The organism is Ruminococcus sp. Marseille-P328 (assembly GCF_964249465.1).
GTDB classification, from domain to species: domain Bacteria; phylum Bacillota; class Clostridia; order Lachnospirales; family Lachnospiraceae; genus Blautia_A; species Blautia_A faecis.
Genome location: NZ_CAXUBQ010000028.1, coordinates 14,823 through 38,780, shown reverse-complemented (window position 1 = coordinate 38,780; position 23,958 = coordinate 14,823). Strand labels below are relative to the sequence as shown.

Annotated in this window: 21 protein-coding genes, 1 tRNA gene and 1 riboswitch; of the genes, 16 read left to right on the top strand and 6 right to left on the bottom strand. The window is 39.3% G+C overall.

From position 1 onward, the window contains the following. The first annotated feature begins 65 nt into the window (after window positions 1–65). The 4 genes from ACESTK_RS17190 (at window position 66) to ACESTK_RS17175 (ending at window position 3,969) form a co-directional block, all read left to right on the top strand. The gene (locus ACESTK_RS17190) at window positions 66–395 is read left to right on the top strand and encodes a cupin domain-containing protein (RefSeq protein ID WP_178733193.1); all 330 of its coding nucleotides are present in this window, start codon (window positions 66–68) and stop codon (window positions 393–395) included. Between the two features lie 194 nt (window positions 396–589). Next, complete coding sequence (locus tag ACESTK_RS17185) at window positions 590–1,852, top strand: M18 family aminopeptidase (RefSeq protein WP_373120357.1); 1,263 nt, start codon at window positions 590–592, stop codon at window positions 1,850–1,852. Then, window positions 1,845–2,714 (top strand): HAD-IIB family hydrolase, encoded by an 870-nt coding sequence (locus tag ACESTK_RS17180; RefSeq protein WP_373120356.1) that lies wholly within the window; start codon window positions 1,845–1,847, stop codon window positions 2,712–2,714. The genes ACESTK_RS17185 and ACESTK_RS17180 overlap by 8 nt, the downstream gene beginning before the upstream one ends. 61 nt (window positions 2,715–2,775) lie before the next feature. Continuing rightward, window positions 2,776–3,969 carry a M20 family metallopeptidase gene (locus ACESTK_RS17175; protein WP_294423196.1) on the top strand — a complete coding sequence of 398 codons (1,194 nt, stop codon included), beginning with the start codon at window positions 2,776–2,778 and terminating at the stop codon, window positions 3,967–3,969. A gap of 9 nt (window positions 3,970–3,978) precedes the next feature. Here the strand turns inward: ACESTK_RS17175 and ACESTK_RS17170 are convergent, their stop codons facing one another. Beyond that, entirely contained in the window at window positions 3,979–4,923 is a 945-nt protein-coding gene (locus tag ACESTK_RS17170; RefSeq protein ID WP_294423198.1) for an AEC family transporter, read from the bottom strand. A gap of 157 nt (window positions 4,924–5,080) precedes the next feature. On the opposite strand from ACESTK_RS17170, the gene ACESTK_RS17165 reads away from it, so the two are divergent. The 3 genes from ACESTK_RS17165 (at window position 5,081) to ilvC (ending at window position 8,063) form a co-directional block, all read left to right on the top strand. Further along, on the top strand, window positions 5,081–6,160 hold the full coding sequence (locus ACESTK_RS17165) for a tyrosine-protein phosphatase (protein ID WP_195477482.1): 1,080 nt from the start codon (window positions 5,081–5,083) through the stop codon (window positions 6,158–6,160). Window positions 6,161–6,354: 194 nt separating this feature from the next. Then, entirely contained in the window at window positions 6,355–6,852 is a 498-nt protein-coding gene (gene ilvN / locus ACESTK_RS17160; RefSeq protein WP_118578468.1) for an acetolactate synthase small subunit, read from the top strand. Window positions 6,853–7,043: 191 nt separating this feature from the next. Next, window positions 7,044–8,063, top strand: a complete 1,020-nt coding sequence (gene ilvC, locus ACESTK_RS17155) for a ketol-acid reductoisomerase (protein WP_118578467.1) — start codon at window positions 7,044–7,046, stop codon at window positions 8,061–8,063. 133 nt (window positions 8,064–8,196) lie between these two features. Here the strand turns inward: ilvC and ACESTK_RS17150 are convergent, their stop codons facing one another. Continuing rightward, entirely contained in the window at window positions 8,197–9,072 is an 876-nt protein-coding gene (locus ACESTK_RS17150; RefSeq protein WP_373120355.1) for a LysR family transcriptional regulator, read from the bottom strand. Between the two features lie 266 nt (window positions 9,073–9,338). Between ACESTK_RS17150 and leuC the strand changes: the two genes are divergently transcribed. The 6 genes from leuC (at window position 9,339) to ACESTK_RS17120 (ending at window position 14,130) form a co-directional block, all read left to right on the top strand. Further along, window positions 9,339–10,607 carry a 3-isopropylmalate dehydratase large subunit gene (leuC, locus tag ACESTK_RS17145; RefSeq protein WP_270413817.1) on the top strand — a complete coding sequence of 423 codons (1,269 nt, stop codon included), beginning with the start codon at window positions 9,339–9,341 and terminating at the stop codon, window positions 10,605–10,607. A gap of 15 nt (window positions 10,608–10,622) precedes the next feature. Continuing rightward, a complete protein-coding gene (gene leuD / locus ACESTK_RS17140) occupies window positions 10,623–11,111 on the top strand; it encodes a 3-isopropylmalate dehydratase small subunit (protein ID WP_118578464.1) in 489 nt (162 codons plus the stop codon). A 345-nt stretch (window positions 11,112–11,456) separates the two neighbouring features. After that, window positions 11,457–11,530 (top strand) — tRNA-Pro (locus ACESTK_RS17135). A gap of 511 nt (window positions 11,531–12,041) precedes the next feature. After that, window positions 12,042–12,227: a hypothetical protein gene (locus ACESTK_RS17130; protein WP_347505972.1), complete on the top strand. Its 186-nt coding sequence runs from the start codon at window positions 12,042–12,044 to the stop codon at window positions 12,225–12,227. Window positions 12,228–12,399: 172 nt separating this feature from the next. Continuing rightward, window positions 12,400–13,776, top strand: coding sequence for a hypothetical protein (locus ACESTK_RS17125; RefSeq protein ID WP_373120353.1), 1,377 nt, complete (start codon window positions 12,400–12,402; stop codon window positions 13,774–13,776). A gap of 12 nt (window positions 13,777–13,788) precedes the next feature. Next, window positions 13,789–14,130, top strand: a complete 342-nt coding sequence (locus ACESTK_RS17120) for a hypothetical protein (protein ID WP_373120352.1) — start codon at window positions 13,789–13,791, stop codon at window positions 14,128–14,130. Window positions 14,131–14,285: 155 nt separating this feature from the next. On the opposite strand, the gene ACESTK_RS17115 is transcribed toward ACESTK_RS17120, so the two are convergent. Beyond that, window positions 14,286–15,260, bottom strand: a complete 975-nt coding sequence (locus tag ACESTK_RS17115; RefSeq protein ID WP_373120351.1) for an Abi family protein — start codon at window positions 15,258–15,260, stop codon at window positions 14,286–14,288. Window positions 15,261–16,120: 860 nt separating this feature from the next. On the opposite strand from ACESTK_RS17115, the gene ACESTK_RS17110 reads away from it, so the two are divergent. Then, window positions 16,121–16,585, top strand: a complete 465-nt coding sequence (locus ACESTK_RS17110; RefSeq protein WP_373120350.1) for a hypothetical protein — start codon at window positions 16,121–16,123, stop codon at window positions 16,583–16,585. 866 nt (window positions 16,586–17,451) lie between these two features. Here ACESTK_RS17110 and ACESTK_RS17105 read toward each other — a convergent pair. After that, window positions 17,452–18,150 carry a hypothetical protein gene (locus ACESTK_RS17105; RefSeq protein ID WP_173770049.1) on the bottom strand — a complete coding sequence of 233 codons (699 nt, stop codon included), beginning with the start codon at window positions 18,148–18,150 and terminating at the stop codon, window positions 17,452–17,454. Window positions 18,151–18,334: 184 nt separating this feature from the next. Beyond that, window positions 18,335–18,410: riboswitch (cyclic di-GMP riboswitch) on the top strand. 70 nt (window positions 18,411–18,480) lie between these two features. Here ACESTK_RS17105 and ACESTK_RS17100 point away from each other — a divergent pair. Next, on the top strand, window positions 18,481–20,688 hold the full coding sequence (locus ACESTK_RS17100; protein ID WP_373120349.1) for a leucine-rich repeat protein: 2,208 nt from the start codon (window positions 18,481–18,483) through the stop codon (window positions 20,686–20,688). A 179-nt stretch (window positions 20,689–20,867) separates the two neighbouring features. Continuing rightward, entirely contained in the window at window positions 20,868–21,110 is a 243-nt protein-coding gene (locus ACESTK_RS17095; protein WP_373120347.1) for a hypothetical protein, read from the top strand. Between the two features lie 1,568 nt (window positions 21,111–22,678). On the opposite strand, the gene ACESTK_RS17090 is transcribed toward ACESTK_RS17095, so the two are convergent. Beyond that, window positions 22,679–23,524 carry an ArdC family protein gene (locus ACESTK_RS17090; protein ID WP_373120346.1) on the bottom strand — a complete coding sequence of 282 codons (846 nt, stop codon included), beginning with the start codon at window positions 23,522–23,524 and terminating at the stop codon, window positions 22,679–22,681. 143 nt (window positions 23,525–23,667) lie between these two features. Next, entirely contained in the window at window positions 23,668–23,880 is a 213-nt protein-coding gene (locus ACESTK_RS17085) for a helix-turn-helix transcriptional regulator (RefSeq protein ID WP_173767152.1), read from the bottom strand. Between the last annotated feature and the right edge of the window lie 78 nt (window positions 23,881–23,958).

Here is a 23,958-nt window from a genome sequence, read left to right as displayed (position 1 = left end):
GAAAAACAGGGCGCATCTCTGGCGAAAGCTGGGGATGCGCCCTTTTACGAAGGAGGAGTCTGGATATGAAGATTAATCGTGTTGAGCATATGTGCGAGGGAAATGGACATGTGATTATCAAGGAGCTGCTGGATGAGCAGCAGTTAAATGGGAAGTGCGGGCTTTATGCAGAGGTAACTCTGGAACCGGGATGTTCTCTTGGTTTTCATATGCATTATGGGGAGAGTGAGACCTATTATATTCTGACCGGGGAAGGGGAATATAATGACAATGGGACTTCCTGGAGACATGTGAAAGCAGGTGATATTACCTTTACACCAGATGGAAGAGGTCATGGACTGGCGAATACGGGGAATACGGATCTGGTGTTTATGGCGTTGATTATTAAAGATTGAGAGTGTTGCTATGCTCGCAAACCTGCCGAAAATCCCCAAGCCCCACAAGCAGTACCCGCTGCCACCTCCCCTGTGTATCGGTTGGAACTGGTTCAAATGTGGTATGACTTATCACTTTGGCGAGCGGGGCTCGCAAAACGATTGCGGGGGTGTGGCAAAGGGAAAAGTATAGAAAAATATTTAGGAGTTTAGAAATGAATCATACAGCAGAGAAATTACTTACATTTATCAAAGAGAGCCCTACTGCATTTCAGGCAGTGGAGATGATGAAAACAAGATTTACGGAGAATGGATTTACAGAGTTAAAGGAAGATGAGCACTGGGAGATAAAAAACGGTGGGAAGTATTTTGTGATCCGGAATCATTCGGCAATCATTGCATTTACCGTGCCGGAGGTTTCCAGCGACGTGTTCCATATTATTGCAAGCCACAGTGATTCCCCGTCTTTGAAGATCAAGGAGAATCCAGAGATGGTGGAAAATGGGTATGTGAAGCTGAATGTGGAACTTTATGGTGGTGCGCTTCTGGCTCCCTGGTTTGACCGCCCCCTTTCTGTGGCTGGACGTCTGATCGTGAAGGAGGATGAACAGATTTGTGAGAAGCTTGTGACTGTGGACAAGGATATGTTGATGATCCCGAATCTGGCTATCCATATGAATCGTGAGGCGAACAGCGGTTATAAGTATAATGTGCAGAAGGATATGCTTCCTCTTTATGGCCTGGAGAGCGCTAAGGGATCTTTCTTTAAAACTGTGGCAGAGGCAGCAGGGGTGAAAGAAGAGGACATTCTGGGACATGATCTGTTCCTTTATAACCGCATGCCTGGTACGGTTTGGGGCAGTGAGGAGGAATTTGTCTCTGCGCCAAGACTGGATGATCTGCAGTGCGCTTTTTCCTCTATGGAAGGACTGATTGCTGGAAAAAATGAGAAGAGCATCTGTGTACATATGGTAATGGATAATGAAGAGGTGGGAAGCGGCACCAGGCAGGGGGCTGCATCTACTTTCCTTCGGGATACCCTCCTTCGCATTAATCTGGGGCTTGGAAGAAGCTACGAGGATTATCTGATCTCTCTGGCAAAGAGCTTTATGATCTCTGCGGATAATGCACATGCGATTCATCCGAACTACCCTGAGAAGGCGGATCCGGTGAACCGACCGCATATTAATGCCGGAATTGCGGTGAAGTATAATGCGAACCAGAAGTATTGCACAGATGGTATTTCGGCAGCGATGTTTAAGGAACTCTGTAAAAAGGCAGGGGTATCCTGTCAGGTTTACGTGAATCGTTCGGACGTAGCCGGCGGCTCCACTCTGGGAAATATTTCCAATACGCAGGTGGCTTTAAATACAGTAGATATTGGACTGCCGCAGCTGGCTATGCATTCTCCTTATGAGACTGCCGGTGTGAAAGATACCTGCGACTTTGTAAAGCTTGCGGGGGTATTTTATGCCTGATAACATTTTCGAAAGAAGTTATAAAAGTGCTTCTTCTACAGGAAGCAGACAGCAGATTCACAAAAAAGCAGTGTTTTTTGATGCTGATGGTACGATCTGTGATATTGAAAAGGGGACACCGGCCAGTGCTGTAGAGGCGATTACAAAACTGGTAAAGAATGGCCATCAGGCATGGCTGTGTACAGGAAGAAGCAGGGCGTTTGTGCCTGATTATCTGGAACAGATCCCTTTTACGGGAATGATCAGTGCCTGTGGATGTACCATTGAGAAAGATGGCAAAAGGCTTTTTAACAAGGAGATGACCACGGAGGAGGCATGGCATTCGGTGGAGGTCCTTCGGAAATACGGCATGATTCCGGTGATGGAGGGTGCCGACTGGATGTACTACGATAAGGATGAGTATAATACAGATATTAACTGGTATGCTGATCTGATCACAAAGGCTCTGGGGGGGAAGTGGCGTCCTGTTAAGGGGTATGAACACGACCTTCATATTAATAAGATCAGTTCTAAGATCGTGCCGGGAAGTGATCCTGAGAAGGCCTGTGCGGAGCTTGAGGACTATTATGAGTTTATTGGCCATGTAGGGGAAGGTCTTGCCGGGGATACCATTGAGATGATCCCGAAAGGCTTTTCCAAGGCTGTTGGCATTGCAGCTGTATGCAGGATTTTTGATATTGCACATGAGGATACCATTGTATTTGGTGACAGCAATAATGACCTGTCTATGTTCGAATATGCAAAGACGAAGGTGGCAATGGGAAATGCGGCACCCGGAATCAAGAAGCTGGCTGATTACGTGACAACGGATATTTTTCATTATGGAATTAAAAACGGGTTGGAGCACCTGGGATTGATTTAGATGTTACTTTAGATCATTTCAGACAATTCGCGTACTCCGAGATAAGGGTAAAGGATAAAATATGGCAGAGCGATTAAATTACCAATGTAAATTTGAAAAATACAAAGAAGAGCTGATCAGATTGCGGCGTCATTTCCACAGGCATCCGGAACTGGGGCTTCAGGAGTTTGAGACATCTGCTTTTATACAGGAGTATCTGGGAAAATTAGGCTATCGGTTTCGGATTGTGGAGCCTACGGGGATCATTGCGGAGCATCCCTGTCAGGATGAGGCAGCTTTTGCCGGCAAAAAGAAGGTTGTGCTTCGCGCAGAGATGGATGCACTTCCTATACAGGAACAAACCGGACTGTCTTACGCATCGGAAAATGCCGGAGCCATGCATGCCTGTGGTCATGATGGCATAGTGGCTTCGGCGTTGGTGCTGGCGAGGATTCTGGCGGAAGAGGTAGAGGATTTTCCAGTGCGGATGCGGTTTCTTTTTGAACCTGCTGAAGAAATCGGTGAAGGTGCAAAGCGAATGCTGGCAGCAGGTGCCCTTGATGGAGAACCGGATTTTTTTCTAATGTTTCATTACGCAGTGGATCAGTCTTTTGGAATGGCAGTGCATGAGGGACAGGCTTCGGCTATGATCAATGGCATGGAAATCCGTGTTCATGGAAAATCCAGCCACTGGTGTGAGGCTCATAAGGGAATTGACAGTATTTATGCGGCTTCCCTGGTGGTAAAAGCCCTTCATGATCTTAATGAAGCGTATAAAGGAAAAGGTCCCTGCCTGATCGGAATCGGAACTATTCATGGTGGAGAGTACTCTAATATTATTACAGATCTTGTGACTCTGCGGGGAAATATCCGGGCTGCTTATGAAGAAGATTACCAGGTGCTGGATAAGCGGCTGAAGGAAACCTTGAATGAAATAGAAGCAAAGACGGGAACAAGGATCGAGTTGGAATATCCAAAGCCTGCGGTTCTGCCTTTTGCAAATGATCCGGAGCTTACCAGGATTGCGGAAACTGCAGGAAGGAAGATATTTGGAGAGCAGTTTCTTCTGGAAGGCGAGGAGCAGCTGTTTTTGTCCGGAGACAATGCCTATCGGTATTTTTTACATACAAAGGGCTTGTTCAGTGTATTTCTGGCAGGAATTCCTGATAAGGGTTATCCGCTGCATCATCCGAAATTTCAGATTGATGAGGATATTTTGCCATATAGCCTGGAGGCATTGTATGAGATACTGTCTGGCATTGACAAGGATATGTAACAGAATCCATTAAATCAATCCTAAACTCTTGCAAATGAACAGCCAGATAGTGAGAGTAAAAGCACTGAATAATGTAGTGAGCATAATGACACTGGAGGAAAAAGACCCTTCGTGCCCCATGTTTTTTGCCATGATATAACAGCTTACTGTGGTAGCAGAACCAAGCATGATCAGAATGGCAACCAGCTTGTCATGGGTAAATCCAAGTCTGACAGCAACTGGAAGAAAAATGGTGCAAAAGCCGATCAGCTTCATAAAAGTGCAGGCGATAGTTGCTTTTAATCTGGAAAAAGCTTTTCCAAAATGAAGGGCACCACCCATGGCCATCAGTCCAAGAGGTGTGGCTGTTTTTCCGAGGTTATTGACAGTACTGGAAAGGATCGTTGGAAGAGGCAGACGAAGGACAGACCAGATAAGACCTGCCAGGATTCCAAGAATAATAGGGTTGCTGGCAATTCCTTTTAAGGTTTTTAGGAGCATCTGTTTGTTCATTCCCTGATTGTCAGGCTTCATAAAAGAGAGAACCATGATTGCCATTACATTATAGAGAGGAACGCTTGCTATGATCATAAGAGGTGCCATACCGGCATCTCCATAAAGGTTCTGGATGATAGCAATGCCGAGGATTGCCGCGCTGCTGCGGTAAGAGGCCTGGACAAATTCTCCCTGTATGTCCCTTGGATTCAGTAGGAAGGAAAGACCGATAGAAATGGCAATGCTGCAAAACGTAGCGCCAAAACAGAAGAGAACAAACTTTGTATCCCAAACTTTAATAAAATCTGATTCAGCCACATTCATAAACAAAAGTGCGGGTAAGGCTGCCTTGAATACAAATTTGTTCATCTGTGCAACAAAGGAATCATCATAAAGATTAATTTTTCGAAGAAAATAACCCAGCATAAGGGTCAAAAAAATAGGAATGGTTGCATTGAGGCAAAAAATCAGATTATCCATAAATAATTCACCTTTCTAAGTTTGTCAACATGTTGCTGTTCATTCTGTTCACAGTAACCCCGACATATCTTTTTTGATTATAAACTTTTTCCAATAATTGTCAAATTTTGTTTTCTGTGGTATCGTAAGAATGAAAGGCAACGAATGGAGGAGAAATATGAGATACGGTAAGATTCGCGTAGAAGATGGAAATCTGATCTTTTTCAGACATATGATACAGAATAATCTTCCTTGCAGAGATATTGTCTGGGCGTATATCCATCGGGAAGGCGAAAATGCAGAAGAAGCAGTGAAGCAGATGATCTCTAATTATCTGGTGATCATTACCAGGAGAAAGAAGCGATATCAGTTTGAGATGACGGAGCATGAGGCACAGGACTGCCTGCGGATTCTGAAACTTTTCAATCCGGAAATGGCTACCGGATTTCCCAAGGGCGGACGGATTACGATGCAGAGTCTTTCCAATACAAGAGATCTTGGGGCAATCGCCACAAAGGATGGGCGTCATATCCTTCCCAGGAAGCTTATTCGAAGCGGAAATCTTTATCATGCTTCCATGGCTGATCAGCATGTTTTGCAGGAGGACTTCAAGCTGAAGACTGTGATCGATCTCAGAGACCAGCTGGAACGAAATGAAAGACCGGACATTGTGGTGAAGGGTGTGGAATATTATCACATCCCCATGATCGATGAAGAGACTATCAGCGATTCTCCGAAAAGTGTTTTGGGAATACTGCAGACAAATGATATGTTGAAAAAGGTTCTGGAGTATGATGGCGATATAGAGAGTCTGATCGAGCAGCAGTATGAGAATTTTGTAAAGGATCAGTATTCAGTGAAACAATGTGCCAGATTTATGGATGTATTGCTGCATCACGAAAATGGTGCTGCTCTCTGGCACTGCAGCTTCGGAAAAGACAGAGTAGGGGTAGTGACAGCCCTTCTTCTTTGTGCTCTTGGAGTTCACAGAGATGTGATCCGGGAGGATTTTATACGTTCCAATGTGTGCCTGGCAGGAGAACTGGATTATATGCTGCGTTACCTTGAGGCAAACAGACTGGACAGTATTGCAAATGTAAATAAAGTATCAGCGCTTTTCAGGGTAAAAGAGGAATATCTGGACAGAATGTTTCGGACGATTTATGCGGAATATGGAAATGTGGAGCGTTTTTTGAGAAGAGGACTTTATCTGAACCAAAAGACAGTGACAGACCTGCAGAGTAAATATCTGATATAAAATATTTACGTAAAATATAGATACTTCATACTGTGTAAATATGTTAATAGTGAAATGAAAGTGTGTTATATGAATAAAAATGCTTTAATGCTATAAAACATTAAAACTTTTTTGAAGTGTAGCATTGACAAAATAAATTATGTTGTTATAATGATAACCATATCAATCTGAAGCACGAAAGCAGGATTATATTTATGCAAAATAAGATTTTATCTTTACTAGTTGACAACACGTCAGGTGTACTCAGCCGGATTGCCGGAATGTTCAGCCGTCGTGGTTATAATATTGACAGTATCACTGCCGGAGTTACAGCGGATGTGAATTATACCCGCATTACAGTAGTGTGCAGCGGAGATGACGCAATTCTTGATCAGATTGTGAAACAGCTTGCGAAGCTTGTTGATGTAAGGGATATCAAAGTCCTGGATCCATCTGACAGCGTAGTTCGTGAGACTGTTCTTGTGAAGGTTGCAGCCGCACCGGAGCAGAGACAGGGAATTGTTTCCATTGCGGATATTTTCCGTGCCAAGGTTGTAGATGTGAGCAAGGATTCTCTCATTGTAGAAATGACAGGCAGCAAGACCAAGCTGGAGGCATTTATTAATCTTATGGGAGATTACGAGATTCTGGAACTGGCACGTGCCGGTGTTATGGGTCTTGAGAGAGGCTCTCATGGGGTGAAATTTTTGTAATTGCGGAAGCGCTGATCAGGCAGATGCCGCAGGAGGCAATCCGCCACAGGCGGAGAATTCTGAAGGCAGGATTATTTATTTGGTTTGCTAAGGGGCGTATTTCTGGAATGAATAATCATACACAGGATATGCATATATATTCCCTTAACGATATATATTTTTAAGTTTTAACACAGTAGGAGGAAACGAAAATGTCAGCAAGAATTTTTTACCAGGAAGATTGTAATCTCTCTTTATTAGATGGAAAAACAATCGCAATTATCGGTTACGGCAGCCAGGGACATGCTCACGCACTGAACCTGAAGGAGTCCGGATGTGACGTCATTATCGGTCTTTATGAAGGCAGCAGATCCTGGAAGAGAGCTGAAGAGCAGGGATTTAAAGTATATACAGCAGCTGAGGCTGCAAAGAAGGCTGATATCATCATGATTCTGATCAATGATGAGAAACAGGCTGATATGTATAAGAAAGATATCGAGCCAAACCTTGAGGAAGGCAATATGCTTATGTTTGCTCATGGTTTCAACATTCATTTCGGATGTATTGTTCCGCCAAAGAATGTAGATGTTACCATGATTGCTCCAAAAGCACCAGGACATACAGTAAGAAGCGAGTATCAGGCTGGCAAAGGAACTCCTTGTCTGGTAGCTGTTGAGCAGGATTACACAGGAAAAGCACTTGACAAAGCACTTGCATACGGACTTGCTATTGGTGGTGCAAGAGCAGGACTTCTTGAGACTACATTCCGTACAGAGACAGAGACAGACCTTTTTGGAGAGCAGGCAGTACTTTGCGGTGGTGTTTGTGCACTTATGCAGGCTGGTTTCGAGACTCTTTGCGAGGCTGGTTATGACCCAAGAAATGCATACTTCGAGTGTATCCACGAAATGAAGCTGATCGTAGACCTGATTTATCAGTCAGGCTTCGCTGGAATGAGATATTCCATCTCCAACACAGCTGAGTACGGTGACTACATCACAGGACCGAAGATCATTACAGAAGATACAAAGAAAGCAATGAAGAAAATCCTTTCCGATATCCAGGATGGTACTTTCGCAAAAGACTTCCTGCTTGATATGAGCCCAGCTGGACGTCAGGTTCATTTCAAAGCTATGAGAAAGAAAGCTTCTGAGCATCCATCTGAGAAAGTTGGCGAAGAAATCCGTAAACTCTACAGCTGGAACGGCGAAGATAAGCTTATTAATAACTAAGCAAAAAAATCCGGGGAAACCCGGATTTTTTTGCGCTACTTCGGTGTAGCGAAGCGGAGCCGAAGGGACCCGTAAAAATCCGGGGAAACCCGGATTTTTTTGCGCTACTTCGGTGTAGCGAAGCGGAATTTCTCTAGATTTCTGCCAGTTGTGTCAGAAGCTTCTGATTTTCGCTCCCTTTCTTGCATACAAATCCGATTTCCCTTGATGGGAAAGTCAGCCCCAGAGGCGCTTCCACAAGTATTTCTTTATCAAGATCATTTTGCACAAATTCTTTGATCACACAGGCAATTCCCAAGCCTACCTGCGCAAACTGGATTAAAAGATCCATGGAGCTGACTTCCAGAATGTGATCAAGCTGCATCTGGTGCTCATGAAGCATGGTATTGACGGACTGTCTGGTTATATTCTGTTCGTCAAGAAGCATGAAAGTAGCAGTGTGCTGAAGGGGTTCTGATGGAAAAAGCTGGTGCTGATTCTCCAGGTATTGGTGTGTAGCGACAAAGGTATTCTGGATCTGCAACAGGGGCAAAAATTCGTATCCGGATAGTTTCTGCGGTCGTCCGATCAGGCCGATGTCTATTTTGTCTTCCTCAAGAAGTTTCAAGGTCTGGTAGGTAGACTGGCAGGAGATTGTAATACGGATTTGCGGATTGGCAGCAATGAAATCTTTCAGCCTGGGCATAAGTACATATTTGCATAAAGTGGTGCTGGCACCAATGCGCAGCCTGGGAATCTCTCTGGAGCGATTGTGAAGAATGGAATCTTCTCCTTCGGAAAGAAGGTCGAAGGCTCCTTTTGCTTTTTCATATAGAATCTGACCGTCAGGAGTGAGTGTTACGCCTCGGGAACTGCGCTTGAAAAGAGTGGTGTCCAGATTGCTTTCCAGCTTCTTAATGGCGCGGCTGATGGCAGGCTGGCTGATGTACAGCTCCTTAGCAGCAGTTGAGATATTGCCAGTGCGGCTGACTGTGTAAAATATATGATAAAGAGACAGATTTTCCTGCATAAATTCCTCCTGAATATATAACAATATTGCTTACCCTTGTCCATGACAACATATCTTACAATGTACAAAAATCACGCATTCGAATGATTTTTCGCCAAGTTTCTCAGGTTTTTGTGAACTACGCTCAAAATAATACCTTACAGAATAGCACCAGTAAACAGTGATATATAACTACAAATTATAATAACTATGATTAATATGTATTTTTATTATAACAGAAAGTGTGCTAAAATATCAACATACAATGAATCAGGAGGAATACTAAAATGGGAATGACAATGACTCAGAAGATCCTGGCAGTGCATGCAGGTCTGGATCATGTAGAAGCAGGACAGCTTATAGAGGCACAGCTTGACCTTGTTCTTGGAAACGATATCACTTCTCCGGTAGCTATCCATGAGATGGATAAGATGACAGTAGATACCGTATTTGACAAAGATAAAATTGCACTGGTAATGGATCACTTTATTCCGAATAAGGATATTAAGTCTGCTGAGCACTGTAAATGTGTTCGTGAATTTGCCTGTCGCCACGATATCACCAATTATTTTGATGTAGGACAGATGGGAATTGAGCATGCGCTCCTTCCGGAAAAGGGTCTTACAGTTGCAGGCGATGTGATTATCGGAGCTGATTCACACACCTGTACATATGGAGCTCTTGGAGCTTTTTCCACTGGTGTCGGAAGTACTGATATGGCAGCTGGCATGGCTACAGGAAAAGCATGGTTTAAGGTACCGTCTGCCATTAAATTTAACATCGTTGGCAAACCGAAAAAATGGGTAAGCGGTAAGGATGTGATCTTACATATCATTGGAATGATCGGCGTGGACGGAGCCCTTTATAAATCTATGGAGTTCGTGGGAGAGGGAATTAAAAACCTGTCTATGGACGACCGTTTTACTATTGCTAATATGGCAATTGAGGCTGGCGGAAAGAATGGAATTTTCCCGGTTGATGATCTTGCAATCGAATATATGAAAGAGCATTCCAAGCGCCCGTATACAGCATACGAGGCTGATGAGGATGCTGTTTATGAAGCTGAGTACACAATTGATCTTAGCACATTGGAACCAACCGTTGCGTTCCCTCATTTACCAGAGAACACTAAGACCATTTCTGAGATTGGAGAGCCGGTTGTTGTAGACCAGTCTGTAATCGGATCCTGTACGAATGGCCGTATTGACGACCTTCGTGTTGCAGCTCAGATTCTGAAGGGACGCAAGGTTAAGAAAGGGCTTCGCTGTATTGTGATTCCTGCGACTCAGGCAATTTATCTGCAGGCAATGGAAGAGGGGCTTCTTAAGATTTTCATTGAGGCTGGAGCAGTTGTAAGTACACCTACCTGTGGACCGTGCCTTGGTGGATACATGGGTATTCTGGCCGCTGGTGAGCGCTGCATTTCTACTACTAACCGCAACTTTGTAGGACGTATGGGACATGTGGAGTCTGAAGTTTACCTGGCAAGCCCGGCAGTAGCTGCAGCAAGTGCAGTAACCGGTTATATTTGTGCACCGGAAGAATTAGGATTATAAGGAGGAGTACTTATCATGCAGGCAAAAGGCAGAGCTTTTAAATATGGAGATAATGTTGATACAGATGTTATTATTCCGGCACGTTATCTGAATTCTTCAGACCCGGCAGAACTGGCAACTCATTGCATGGAGGATATTGATAATACTTTTGTAAAAAGAGTACAGAAGGGTGATATTATTGTAGCAACTAAGAATTTTGGCTGCGGTTCTTCCCGTGAACATGCGCCGATCGCTATTAAGGCAGCTGGTGTCAGCTGTGTTATCGCAGAGACATTTGCCAGAATTTTTTACAGAAATGCAATCAACATTGGACTTCCGATCATTGAGTGCCCGGAAGCAAGCAAGGGCATTGATGAGGGGGATGAGGTAGAGGTGGATTTTGATTCTGGCATGATCTACAATCGCACCAAAGGAACTGAATTTAAGGGGCAGGCCTTCCCGGAATTTATGCAGAAGATCATTAAGGCGGAAGGACTTGTTAATTATATTAATGCACAGCATTAATATAATTGTTAACAGGCAAAGTAAAATATCCTGTTAAAGGGCAAAACTCCCAATCAATAGAAATTTGTCCAAGCATAAAAACTGACCTTGATGGACTGGGAAAACCAGCTGTCAAGGTCTTTTGGTATATGGGAGAAATATGGACGAAAACTTTAATTTCTGTGATTTTTCTCAATAAAATTGCAGTTTTACCTACGTTCAAGGTTCTTTCATAATTGGATAGGGGCGTTATACATGGGTTACCCGTCTGCTCCGTTCACAGTAACACTTACAGACGATTTTAATTTGTTTTTTGAAAAAACTGTTGATTTTTATTATAACATTTGATACAATATCAACTGTTCGCGGGGTATGGCGTAGCTTGGTAGCGCGCACGGCTGGGGGCCGTGAGGTCGCAGGTTCAAATCCTGTTGCCCCGATTAATGCAGTAAAATCAAGGGTTTGCGGACTTTCTGTTTTAATGAAAAATAGAAAGGTAATCAAAAAGGCAATCAAAAGTAAAAAAGATAATCATTTCTTATAAGTGATAAAATATATTTATAGGAGGATGAGCCTGCGAATGTGGTAAATTTATTAAGATTTCACAGAAAATTCACAAAATCACAGAGATTTTATCTGTGGTTATTTTTTGTTTAAAATTAAATATGAATACTTGAATAAGTCCATGAGTTTTTGATGTGTTACTCGTGGGCTTATTTTTGTGTTCATTTTTGAGCACAAATATGTGTCATCCTCTTTTATTAGCCTATGCACAGTAAATAACGCTGTGTATGGGCTAAATTTCGTTTATTTCATTTCAGACAACAATTTCCCCACTAATAGAATTAAAATCGAAATTTGAGCCGTATAATGCGTTTTAAAGCATTACTATAGAGCAAACTATAAAACTGTGATTTTATGGGACAATTTCAGAAAGGAATAAGACCAGATATGGATAAAAATGTAATACGCCGGGGCGAGATCGTATCAGACTCCGGTAAGCTGTATTCTGTGATCGGTGTACTGGGAACAGTGCTGTACATTCAAGAGACAGATGCAGGAAATAAAAAGGTGGACTATCAGCTGAAAGAGATAGAGCCACTTTTTAGAAAAATTGAATATGTGAAAAAGGCTTGAAAGGGTGTCGGTTGTTTCTACTCCCTTATAAAGTAAGAAATCGCAAGCCCTTAATGGGGTATGTGTTTTTATATTATGTATCAGTGCCACCTGGCAGCACTCATAAATAAAGCCAGGGCAGAAGGGCAGTCAAGATATGACTGTCTTTTTTGCTTAGAACGAAAGGAGACTTATGTTAAATGATAAGACAGTTACAGATAAGACGGAAGATGAAAAAAATATTGGGGAAAAGGCTGCTGCCCAAGAGGCAAAATTATGTACTAGATGCGGAAGGACATTACCGATAAGCAGTTTCTTTACCAGAAAATATGAATCTGGAAAGGTTGTACCACGTTCAGAATGCAAAGAATGTACAAACGCAATAAATAAAAAGAATAAGATCAAGAAACGTAATGAGAAATTGTATGGAGTACCGCCAAAACCAGATATTCCAGCTCCAAAATATGAACGGCAATATAAAACAATCAATTCTAAGAGAGAACTTGATTTGTCTAAAACTGGGCTTGATATTACATTACTTGGAACGGATGAAACTTTCATAAAACAGAATGATTATCAGGATATATGGCTGTCAAATTATGGAAGAGTAATACAGTTAGAGAATGAACAGTATCAGCTTGTACAAGGACAATATGACGAAAATACGAAACGATTATATTACATGCTAAAGAAAAATGTGTTCCGTAGAAACAAGTGGATTTTTGAAGAAGAAAAAGTGTATGCAGATGTTGCAGTTGTAAAAGCTTTTGTTGTAAATACAGATTGGCACAATAACATATATATTTGGCACTGTGATAATGCTATTGAAGATAACTATTACAGAAATTTATATCCGCTGAATCAGAAAGAATATGAGGCTGTACAAAAAGTGTTTGATTTTACTGGAAAAGTATCTGAGAAAGATATTGCAAATATAACAGAAAACAAGAAATATAAACCTAATGGCTGGGAAGCTGAGAATTTTATACCTACTGTTTGTAGCGTTGGATATATTGGCTGTTCAGATGAAAAGGGCAAGAGTAATACAACTGTTTATAAGAAGTGGAGAGCCATGTTAAATCGCTGCTATAATGAGAAAATCCAAAACAGACAGAAGACGTATAAATGCTGTACAGTATGCGAGGAATGGAAGAACTTCAGTAACTTTAAAGAATGGTATGAGAGTCATAATTGTGGTGATAGTTCCTTAAATTTGGACAAAGATATTTTAGTAAAGGGTAATAAAGAATATGGACCTGATAATTGCTGTATCGTTCCTGAATTTATTAATACATTATTTACGAATGGTAAAGCTAATCGTGGTAAATATCCATTAGGTGTACATGCGGAAAAAAGTAATGCTTGCGGAATCGTATATTATAGGGCTGCTTTTATGGCAAATCAAAGGAACATTAAACTTGGTACTTTCAAAACACCGGAAGAAGCATTTCAGAAGTATAAAGAGTATAAGGAACAATACATCAAGGACACTGCGAAGAGATACAAGGACAAGATTCCATACAGTGTGTATGAAGCTATGATGAACTGGAAAGTTGAGATAACAGATTGAGAGGGAGATATTATGGAACAAAATGAAGAATTACAGGGCTGTGTATTTGCAGTACCGTCCAAGACACCCTGGATTACAAGTAAGCCACTTGTACATAAGAAAAAGCAACATTCTAAAGAGTATTTGCGGATGAAACGAATTTTTAGAGAAAATGACTTTTCTGTGCATACTGATCCGGAAACAGGAGAAATTGTTTGCAAGGTGATTCCTAAAGACATGGATGCAGACCAGAAATCTAAAGCCGAACGTGCAGCCCAGCTTACAGCCCTCGCAGATCTCATGGATTCTAACGGTTACACAATTGAAGAGCTGAAGGAGCTTATGTCCATGCCGAAGCCAACGGTAGAAAACTAACACACCATAAAGCCTGGGCGAGTGCCTGGGCTTTTAAAAGTTTATATAAAACAAAAATGGAGAGCCACAGAGTGACTCCCCCAGTGCAGTCCGAAAACATACACCTCAATCCATATTTATATTATACACCAAATAGAAAAATATGCAAGATATTTTTAACGATTTATATATTCTTTTAATCCCTGTATTTTTTCTGGAACATTTTGTTGTATAATTATGTTATATATTTCTGGTGTTACATTATTTTGTAATTTTTTCGTCTCTTCCTCATATTTTCGTAGTAATGTTTTTGAACGCTCCTTACTAAATGAAATTCTTTTAAGAATACAGCATATAACAATTATATAATCAATTAATGAATATAATGTAATATTATTAATTCCTGTCTCATTTTCTGTCCATCTTTTTAAAATAGTTGAGACTTTTCGATCTTTGAAGCGTGCGTCAAAAATAATATTGTTATGAGCAACACTATTTCGCAAAGACTTCAAAGCGAAAATGGTAGAAGATAATAAATTTCCATTTGTATCTATTGAAGTATCATACATTTTTAATTGCTTCAATATTTTTATTCGAGTATTTTTATTTAGACAGAAGCAAAAATTTCCCAATTCGGACAAATAAAGTATTTCAAAAATCACCCATATTGGAGCATCTTGTCCTCTATTATAAAAATGTCTAACCATTTTATTATCATTGGTTTCTTCATGCTTATATGTATCAGATAATCTACTATATATTTTATTTCGCAAGCGTAAACGATTTAATTGTAGATTTGAGTTTGTTGTATCGTCATTCATACGTTCTTTGTAAATATAATCAAACGTACTATATTTAAGTCCATCTACAGATGCATTACATACAATATTTTTTAGAGCAGTTTCAATAAACATTAATTCAGGGTATAAAGCAGCTTTTAGGTTATTATCATATTCAATTACTGCAACAATTTCGCTAAAATTGGTAAATGGAATTCTAGTGCTTTTCTTTTTAAAAAAACGATATCCCTTGTATCCGTGGTAATATCCATAGCTTATCAATTGTTTTTTCTGTTTACTTCCATGAATTTCTATATTACATTCATTTCGTAAATGTTTCATTAGAGCATCTGTATTCTTAGGTTTAGTCATATATATCCTTCTTTCGCATATAAAAGTATAAGTTCAATTAAATATGTATATTATAGCAAAATTGTAATATATTGACAATAAATGGAAACAGATCATATTTATTTTGTTATTATTATATAAAAATAATTGCCTATTTTTGTACAATATGATATTCTGTATATAGAAGAGGAGATATCCCAACTGCATATATGTTTACCTATCACTGCAAAGTGTTTAGCTTCTTGTAAGAGATTTAATGTTTTAACTGTAATGGACTTTGAGCCATAAAAAACGTATAAGTTTTTATAAGCAGTCTCGCGAGCTGCTTTTTTTTACAAACTTTTCCAACCCACTAATCTATGCTATAATATCCCTAAAGAGATCCACCACTAATTCACCACACAATAAGAGGTTGCAGCAACCACAGACCATCCAACCACAGACAAGTCATCATCCGATCAAAACTAACATACTTAATACATAACCACACAAAAGATAGTCAGGCTCACGCAGCTTGGCTTTTAACATTTTAATCTCACACAAAATCCACAAAATAGAGTTTACATATGCTTGAATTGGGAGCTTTTGAATGGGAAGTTTTAAAGGTTTTTATATACTTCTTGGCTCAAGACTATATGCGCACTCTCTTTTATGGATTTTTTTGAAATGTGTTTTAGGTGTCTGGGTGTTACCGGAGTGTTGCAACTGGGTATAGAATAATAATAGGGTAGTTATGCAGGAAGCTGTGTAATTGCCCTATTTTTTCGCTTGTGATGGATTGACTTCTGCATTGACCGGACGTAATATAAATCTTATAAAAGTCCTTTCAACAGGGCTGATGATACATGCAAACGAAGTACCTTAAAAGGAGGCTGAAGCAGATGAAGAAATCAACATGGAAAGAAAGATTCAGTAAATTTATCCTCGCAGTGCTTGTAGTTGGTATCATATTTAGTTGCTCCAATATAGAGCAAGTACAAGCTGCATCAAAGAAGGGCACTTATTATTATGGAACTGTGCTTAACCGTACAAAGGGCGGTAAGAAATATGGTTCCTGGCAGCCTGGAACTAAAAAAGTGAAATACACCAGTAAGTCTATTACATTTTATGGCTCATTTATGAAGAGCAAAAAAGCATCTCTGGAATTTAATAAGAAAAACTTTGTGAAGTACGGAAAAAAGACCTTTAAATTAACATCTAAGACAAAATATTATTGGACGGACGAATACGGCAGAATACCTGCAAAAAAATATGAAGCTTTGAAATGCTGTAAGAAATTAAATGGTCTTATGGTGATTCTTAAAGTAACAAATGGAAAAGTTGTATCATTAACATTTTATTCATAAGAGCTGGTGGAAGAGGGATCAGAAATGGTCTCTCTTTTTTGCCCTACTGCCAGATTGGAAAATAATTTCTGCGGTATATACCGACATGTATTTGACCGGGGCATGTAAAAATTCCAGAGTTTATAAGTACCCCCTGGGGGAGCAGTGGTAGTGTTTTTATGGCTAGTAAAAAGTACCCCCTCCACCTTTAAATATATATTGTTAAAAAAATAACAATATAATCACATTTTGAAGCGTTGCGATAGCAGTATTTATAAGGGATTGCATGTACTTGCAAGTGTTTCAAGGTATCGACCATGGTATCGTATAAATCCTTATTTTTAAAGGGCTTGTGCAAAATTAGATTGTTAAATAAATAACAAAAATTGCACAAAATTTCATGTCTCATAGTCCGTAAACCCTTATAAACATTGACTTTTTTCGATACGGTTCGACTTTATTTTGACTCTCTGAGAAGCCAGTAAATATAAGGATTTGAAAGGGGCGATTTTTATACTGTATCGCCTTTGATTTATCGTGGCTCTGTGTGGCTGATATATAATATTCCTGGGAAGCTTGATCCAGGCAGAGTATCAACATTAGGAATTGCAGTAATTATTTCTTTGTTGGCTTCTTTCTTTTGTAAAATGGACAACGAGAAGAATCTATACATATTTTGCTGTCAAGTTTGCAAGATTTTTTATCTACTATATAATTTTCACAGTTGATCCCAGTCTTCCAGTTTTTCGTGTTTTATAGAAGTTGCATCCACTATCAGGCACATGCAAAACACTTTTCCTACCATCATACATGCGAGGCTTCTTCTTTTGGTAAACGGAATTGCTTTTCACGGTTGGAACCTCCATTATGTATTTTTATAACAGGTATTAATATTCGTTGTTTTCTTTCAGATGTTCAAAACAGTAATGTGTTCCACCATAACAAGGGGCACCGCATCTCCAGCAAGTGCTATATTTTTGAGGAGATATAGTATATCTATTTTTTTTTCTGGATCGATGGATTTTCATTTTGGTAAAAGCATATTTAGGAGAAGTTGTTAATGTTCTTCCAACCGGTGAAGATGTATTGTTGCTTACGCTGTTATTCTTCTTTTTGTGCCTTTTTTTGCTTGGAGACAAATTTGGTTTAGGGGCAACGTTTGGCACAATTTTAGCATTCGGGTGACGTTCAAAAATATTAGAGCTTTTATGCGTAATAGCTGAAGGCTTAATACGAGCTAACTTTTTGGCCGTTTCAAGTTGTACTATGGGTTTCGTTGGATCAATTTTTTTTAGGTGTTCGACATTTGGACATTTCTTTTTACGCTTAATAATTGTTATTGGTTTATTTTCTTTTGCTTTAGATACAAGTGTAGTGTTGGAGCCTTCGCAGTAGGCAATATTTTCACCCTTTTTTGGGAACTGTTCAAATTTTAAAGAACACACAAAACAATTTTGATTGTATTTATGACAAAATCTTGTACTTTCTGTAAGCTGCTCGCAGGTAATACGATATTCTCGAAAAAAGCGTTTGGTTTCGCCATTTATATTTTGCTCAAATATTTTGGAGATTGTTATTTCGCCCATATAAGATGCTCCTTTTCATTAATAACGTTACCACAATCTATTTTCCTCAAGTATAGCACCACTATCCTTAAAATACCATAAAAATTTATGAAAAACATCCAATATAAGACCAAACTGTACCATGTATTTGTTGACTTTCCCATACCATAAGCGTATAATTTTGCTTATATAAATCAAGCAAAAACCGAATATCAGGCAAAGTAGTCGAAAGGCTACGGCGCAAAGCTATAGGGCCTGTAAAATGGTAGCCAGTTGCAACGTGAAAAGAGCATTGCTTGTCTGAAATATATTCTGGTAAGTAGTGCTTTTATTTTAAGGAGGAAAAGAGATATGAGGAAGAAAAGGATTTTAGCAGTATTGTTATCATCTGCAATAGCATTTTCGGGAATGCCTGGTAATGTGTTCGCTGCAGAAGATGTTGCCTTGGAAGATGGATTCTCTGATGGTGAAGAGATTACAGAAGATGTAACTGAAGAATCTGTTGAAGATGTGAGAGAATCTGTACCGGAAATAGATCAAGGCTCAGAGGATTTCACTGGATTTTCAGATGGTGAGAGTGAAGATTTTGTAGCCGAAGAAGAGTTAGAAGATGAAACTGATCCAGAAACTCAGGTATTTGCTGATGCCGAAGGTGTTGTTGAGACTGGAAAATGCGGAGATGATCTGACTTATACAATTACCGGAGATGGGACTAATGGATATACATTGACCATTAGTGGTACTGGTAAGATGTATGATTATTATATAAATAAATATGCACCATGGAAATCAAAAAATATAATTAACATTATTATAAATAGTGGAGTAACAACAATTGGGGAGTGTGCATTTGAAAAGTGCACTAATTTGACAAATATTGTAATTCCAGAGGGTATAACAAGTATTGGTGGAAATGCGTTTGACACTTGTAATAAATTGGAAAATGTTGTAATACCAGAAAGTGTTGTTAAAATTGGACCATATGCATTTATTGATTGTAAAAATTTAACCAACATAATAGTACCAGAAAATGTTACTAGAATAGAAGATGGTGTATTTTGTGGCTGTTTAAATATGAATGATATTACTATTCCTAAAAACGTTAAATATATTAGTAATATTGCATTTCTTGGATGCGGATTAAAGGTGGTAAAATATACTGGCACAAGTGAAGAGTGGGATGCAATAGGTGTTATCGAAACAGAATTATGTAAAGCCAAAGTATATTATAATTATGATCCAAATCATACTCATGTATATGAAGAACAAATTACTAAGGCTGCAACATGTACTCAAGCAGGAGAAAAAACTGAAACTTGTAAATTCTGTGGAGATGCTTTAATCAAGGAGATACCTGCAACAGGTCATACAGTTGCAATAAATCCAGCTGTAGAAGCAACATGTGTACAGCCAGGTAAAACAGAAGGAAGTCATTGCTCGATATGTGGAGAAGTGATACTAGAGCAGAAAAGTGTTCCAGCATTAGGTCATATGTGGGATGAAGGAACGATAACCAAAGAACCTACTTGTACGGAGAATGGAGAAAAAACATATACTTGTAGCAGATGTAATGAAATCAAAATAGAAAGAATTGCTAAAATAGAGCATACCATTGTAGTAGATTCAGCTATAGAATCAACATGTACACTGGTTGGAAAGACAGAAGGAAAGCATTGTGCTGTATGCGGAAAGATAATACAAGCGCAGATGAATATTCCTAAAATTGCTCATACGATTGTAGTAGATCCTGCAATACCAGCAACTTGTACAATCCCAGGAAAGACAGAAGGAAGCCATTGTTCAGTATGTGGTGAGGTAATTACGCCGCAGAAAACAATTGCTAAAAGTGGAGATCATAATTGGGCGAGAGAAGTTGTAAAAGCTGCAACATGTACAACAAATGGAGAGGTATTATGGACATGTACATTGTGTGGTACAAAAAAAACAATGGAAATTATAGCTTCAGGTCATAGATGGGGAGAATGGGAAGTTATTAAAGAATCTACAGCAACAGAAGAGGGATGGCAGCAGCGTACATGTAAGATTTGTGGTATGCATGATGATGAAATGATTCCTAAATTAAGCCCAGCGCCAACGCCAACAGTAGATCCAATAAATCCATCTACCGTGATAATAACCAAGGGCAAAACTACCATATTGAAACCAGATTCTTCTTGGAAAAATGTTAAATATTCTTCATCCAATAAAAAAGTTGCTACAGTTGACAAAAAAGGTAAAGTAAAAGCAGTAGCGGCAGGTATAGCTAAGATTACTGTTAAGTCTGGTTCTGAGAGTATTGTCTATACAATTACTGTTCCAGGAACAACAGCTATAAAGGGCATTAAGTCTTCTGTTTCTATTAAGAAGGGCAAGCGTTATACTTTGAAGCCGAAGCTGAGTTACACAGAAAAAGCAGATAAAGTTACCTATAAATCTTCAAACAAGAAGATTGCTACTGTTTCGAAAAAAGGTGTTATAAAAGGCAAGAAAAAAGGTACTGCAACAATTACAATCAAGTCTGGTAAAATAACCAAGAAGTGCAAAGTAAAAGTTAAGTAACACACAACAGGGATGTAACCTCACACCGAGGCTGCATCCCTATTTTTTCGCTTCCAGGATCACCATAAAATTCGGTTTTTATCGGTGTGTATTCTGCTGATATTTTTATGCAAATTTATATCCATAATATCAAATTGTGCTATAATCAGCTTATATTTATGATCGGGAGGAAGGTACAAATGACAGTTGTTGAGCTTGGGAATAAGTTACGTGAAATGAGTGAGATTAAGAATGCAAAGAGAACAACTATGATATATCTTTTGGGTGTACTCTATGCAGATGAAATGAGGATAGCAGGAATATCCCCAGCAGCAGTGATTAAAGCCGCAGGAATACAACCGTCCTATGTGGTTGAAATTAATAAGGGAATAAATCTTGCAAAATACTTGGAGCTGAAACCGGAATATAAAGATCAGTTCTGATATCTTAATTGTGCAAAAAGAAATCCCCAGACTGCCTATATCTGGGGAAATCCGTGTTGCTACTCCTATACCGGCACGGAAAGGAGATGTTCATTGTGATCTGGCGTTATCCTTTTGCCTTTATAAGAATAGCACATACAGTTCTAAGAATCAATATAAGAAATGACGTTCCAAGTCCGTTATATCGTGCTGTGAGCATGATATAGTAATAATGTTGCTGAATCTCACTCTCGCAACAGAGAGGAGGTGATGGCGTTTGGATTTGATTACTTCTTTTATTCTCTCTGTTACGGCAAGTGTAGTTGCCTACTACATTTGCAAATGGTTAGACAGTGAGAAATAAACAGCAACTAGCCTAAACGGATTAGCTCACCGCAACGAGCAAGAAAGCCCTCAGAGATGCGACCTCTGGGGGCTTTTGTCTTGCGTTTGGATTCAATTTACTTCTTTGCCTACGGCAATTATAGCATATGCTTTTCTTGATTACAATATGCAAAATCAGCAGTCGATTCCGTTATTTTGGAATGGATCTCGTATCGTATCGGGCTATTTTTCCAGTCAGTGTGCAATTAAACCACATTCACCCATTCCGACAGAAACCAAACACCCAAATGATTAAAAGTACCCCCACCCACCTATACCATACTAAAATACTAGGATATATCAGCAGCAACACACATAAGCCCGACAGACCACACAATTAAAGGACATACACGATCAACAACATATATCAGAAAAAAGATTCTGCATAGCTTCCAGACTGACAACCACAGAAAAAGACATTCCCACAGCCTACCCATATATAGCAGACTGTACAATATCAGCCCAGATCACCCAAACCAGATAACCATACATCCCACAGCAGACAAGAACCATATAACGTTATCATGTCAGAGCGGATCACAGTACAAGTCCCAGATTTTCACATAGTAAATCAATCCACCCATACAACCACAGTCCAACACACCACACAGCATATACAGACCACATTCCCATTTTAGGAATCTGTGTCAATCTGGTATAACATTCTGCACTACTCAGTAATAAGCTCTACAATCAAACAAGATCCCACTCTTAGCAGAATACCACATATCTAATCATCATATCGCACCACAGCCCCCTTTTTCATTCACTAGGATTTTCCCAGTGAGTACCAGACAACCTGATATAACAATTCGTTCTGTCAGATTACATTACAGACATAACCAACGCCAGGTACACAGAACACCACACACCAGATCACAGCCCGACACAATAAAAAAGCCATAGGACAATATAAGCCTATGGACTGTATAACTCATGGATCATCACAGATAACACCATGTCATTGTATTGTATATCTCTTGTTATGGTCTGCATTATATCAACAGTATATACCATATCATTACACCACATTCACAGCAGATACCACAATTATTTTCTTTTTATCCGACACAGCGCAAGCATAACAGACCAGAACCGAACTACAGCAAACAGAAGCGGAAGCCATAGCAGACCAACACAACCGGAAGCAAACACCGAAAACCATAACGCAAAAAAAGAAGCGGTATGTTTCAACCGCCCCTTTATCATTTTATGCCTAATATGTAGTTGACCGCTTTTTCTGCTTTGCTTGAAGCTGATACAACAAACTTGTTATCGTTCCTGAGAACCTGAAGCCAACTTTCAATGTATGAAGCACTGTTTTGAAATGTTCCTTCTGTTTCAATTCCCAGATGATTTATAAGGAATGCACTTCCAAGTTCTGCAACTAATTCTTCTTTGCTGTAGATTTCAGAACCAAATGGAGCGAGTTCTTTTATATCTCTATCAAGTCTTTTCTGAGCGCCTGTTGAATGTGTAATTTCGTGGAATGCTACCTGATAGAATGAATTAGTGTTCTTAAATTGTTCTTTAAGCGGTACAACCACTGTATCGGTCATAGGTCTATAAAAAGCTTTATCACTTATACACTCTTTGAATGTGATATGCTCCCGATCCACATAATTTTTTATAACTCTGTCTGCTTCCTCAATCGGTTCGATTTCTGTATTGAGCTTTTCTTTCAGTGGCTCAACGCCTTCAACCTGTGAAATATGGAATACATTGTAATACCTAAGAAGTGGTAGCTTCTTCTTTTCAATCTCACCTTTATCATTCTTTTCTTCAACATCAATGATCTTCCAGAAAACTACTATTTCAGCTTTGGCACCTTTTTTAATGTGACCGCCTAAATCTTTCCATTGCTTGAAGGTTGCGTATTCGCCAGGTTTTTCCAATATAGCTTGGTTTATAAGGCTGTAAGGCTTTTTGCTAACTCTGTTGAATGCACCAGACCGAACACCAGTCCAAGGTTTTTGCCATGGAATTGTTCCCTGTTCTAACTGTTTAATGATTCTTTCCGTTACCATTTCATATACATTTAAGCTTGCCATATGCTTGACCTCCTATTATGTGGTGCTGTAGTTCATTTGTTGAGGTCAATTATACACTCAATACGAGTGCATGTATATTGGCAATGGTTCACAAAATAAACACTTAAAAACAGTACATAATATACACAAGAAACAAGTGCATGTTATTCTGTGATATCTTCAATATATTCTAAAATATCACCGGGCTGACACTGCAATAATTTACATATAGTATTTAATGTTTCTTTACTGGCAATTTCACCATTTCTGATTTTCTGAATTTGTGCTTCGCCCATGATTTTGTCTTTTCTTAGCTTATAGGAAGTATATCCTTTTTCTTTTAATTCTTCTAATATATCAATCTTATATTTTAACATTGTAGAAACCTCCGTTTTTCTTATATTCTATCACAAATCTACACTTAGAACAAGTGTTTTGTTTTGCGTTGAAAACAA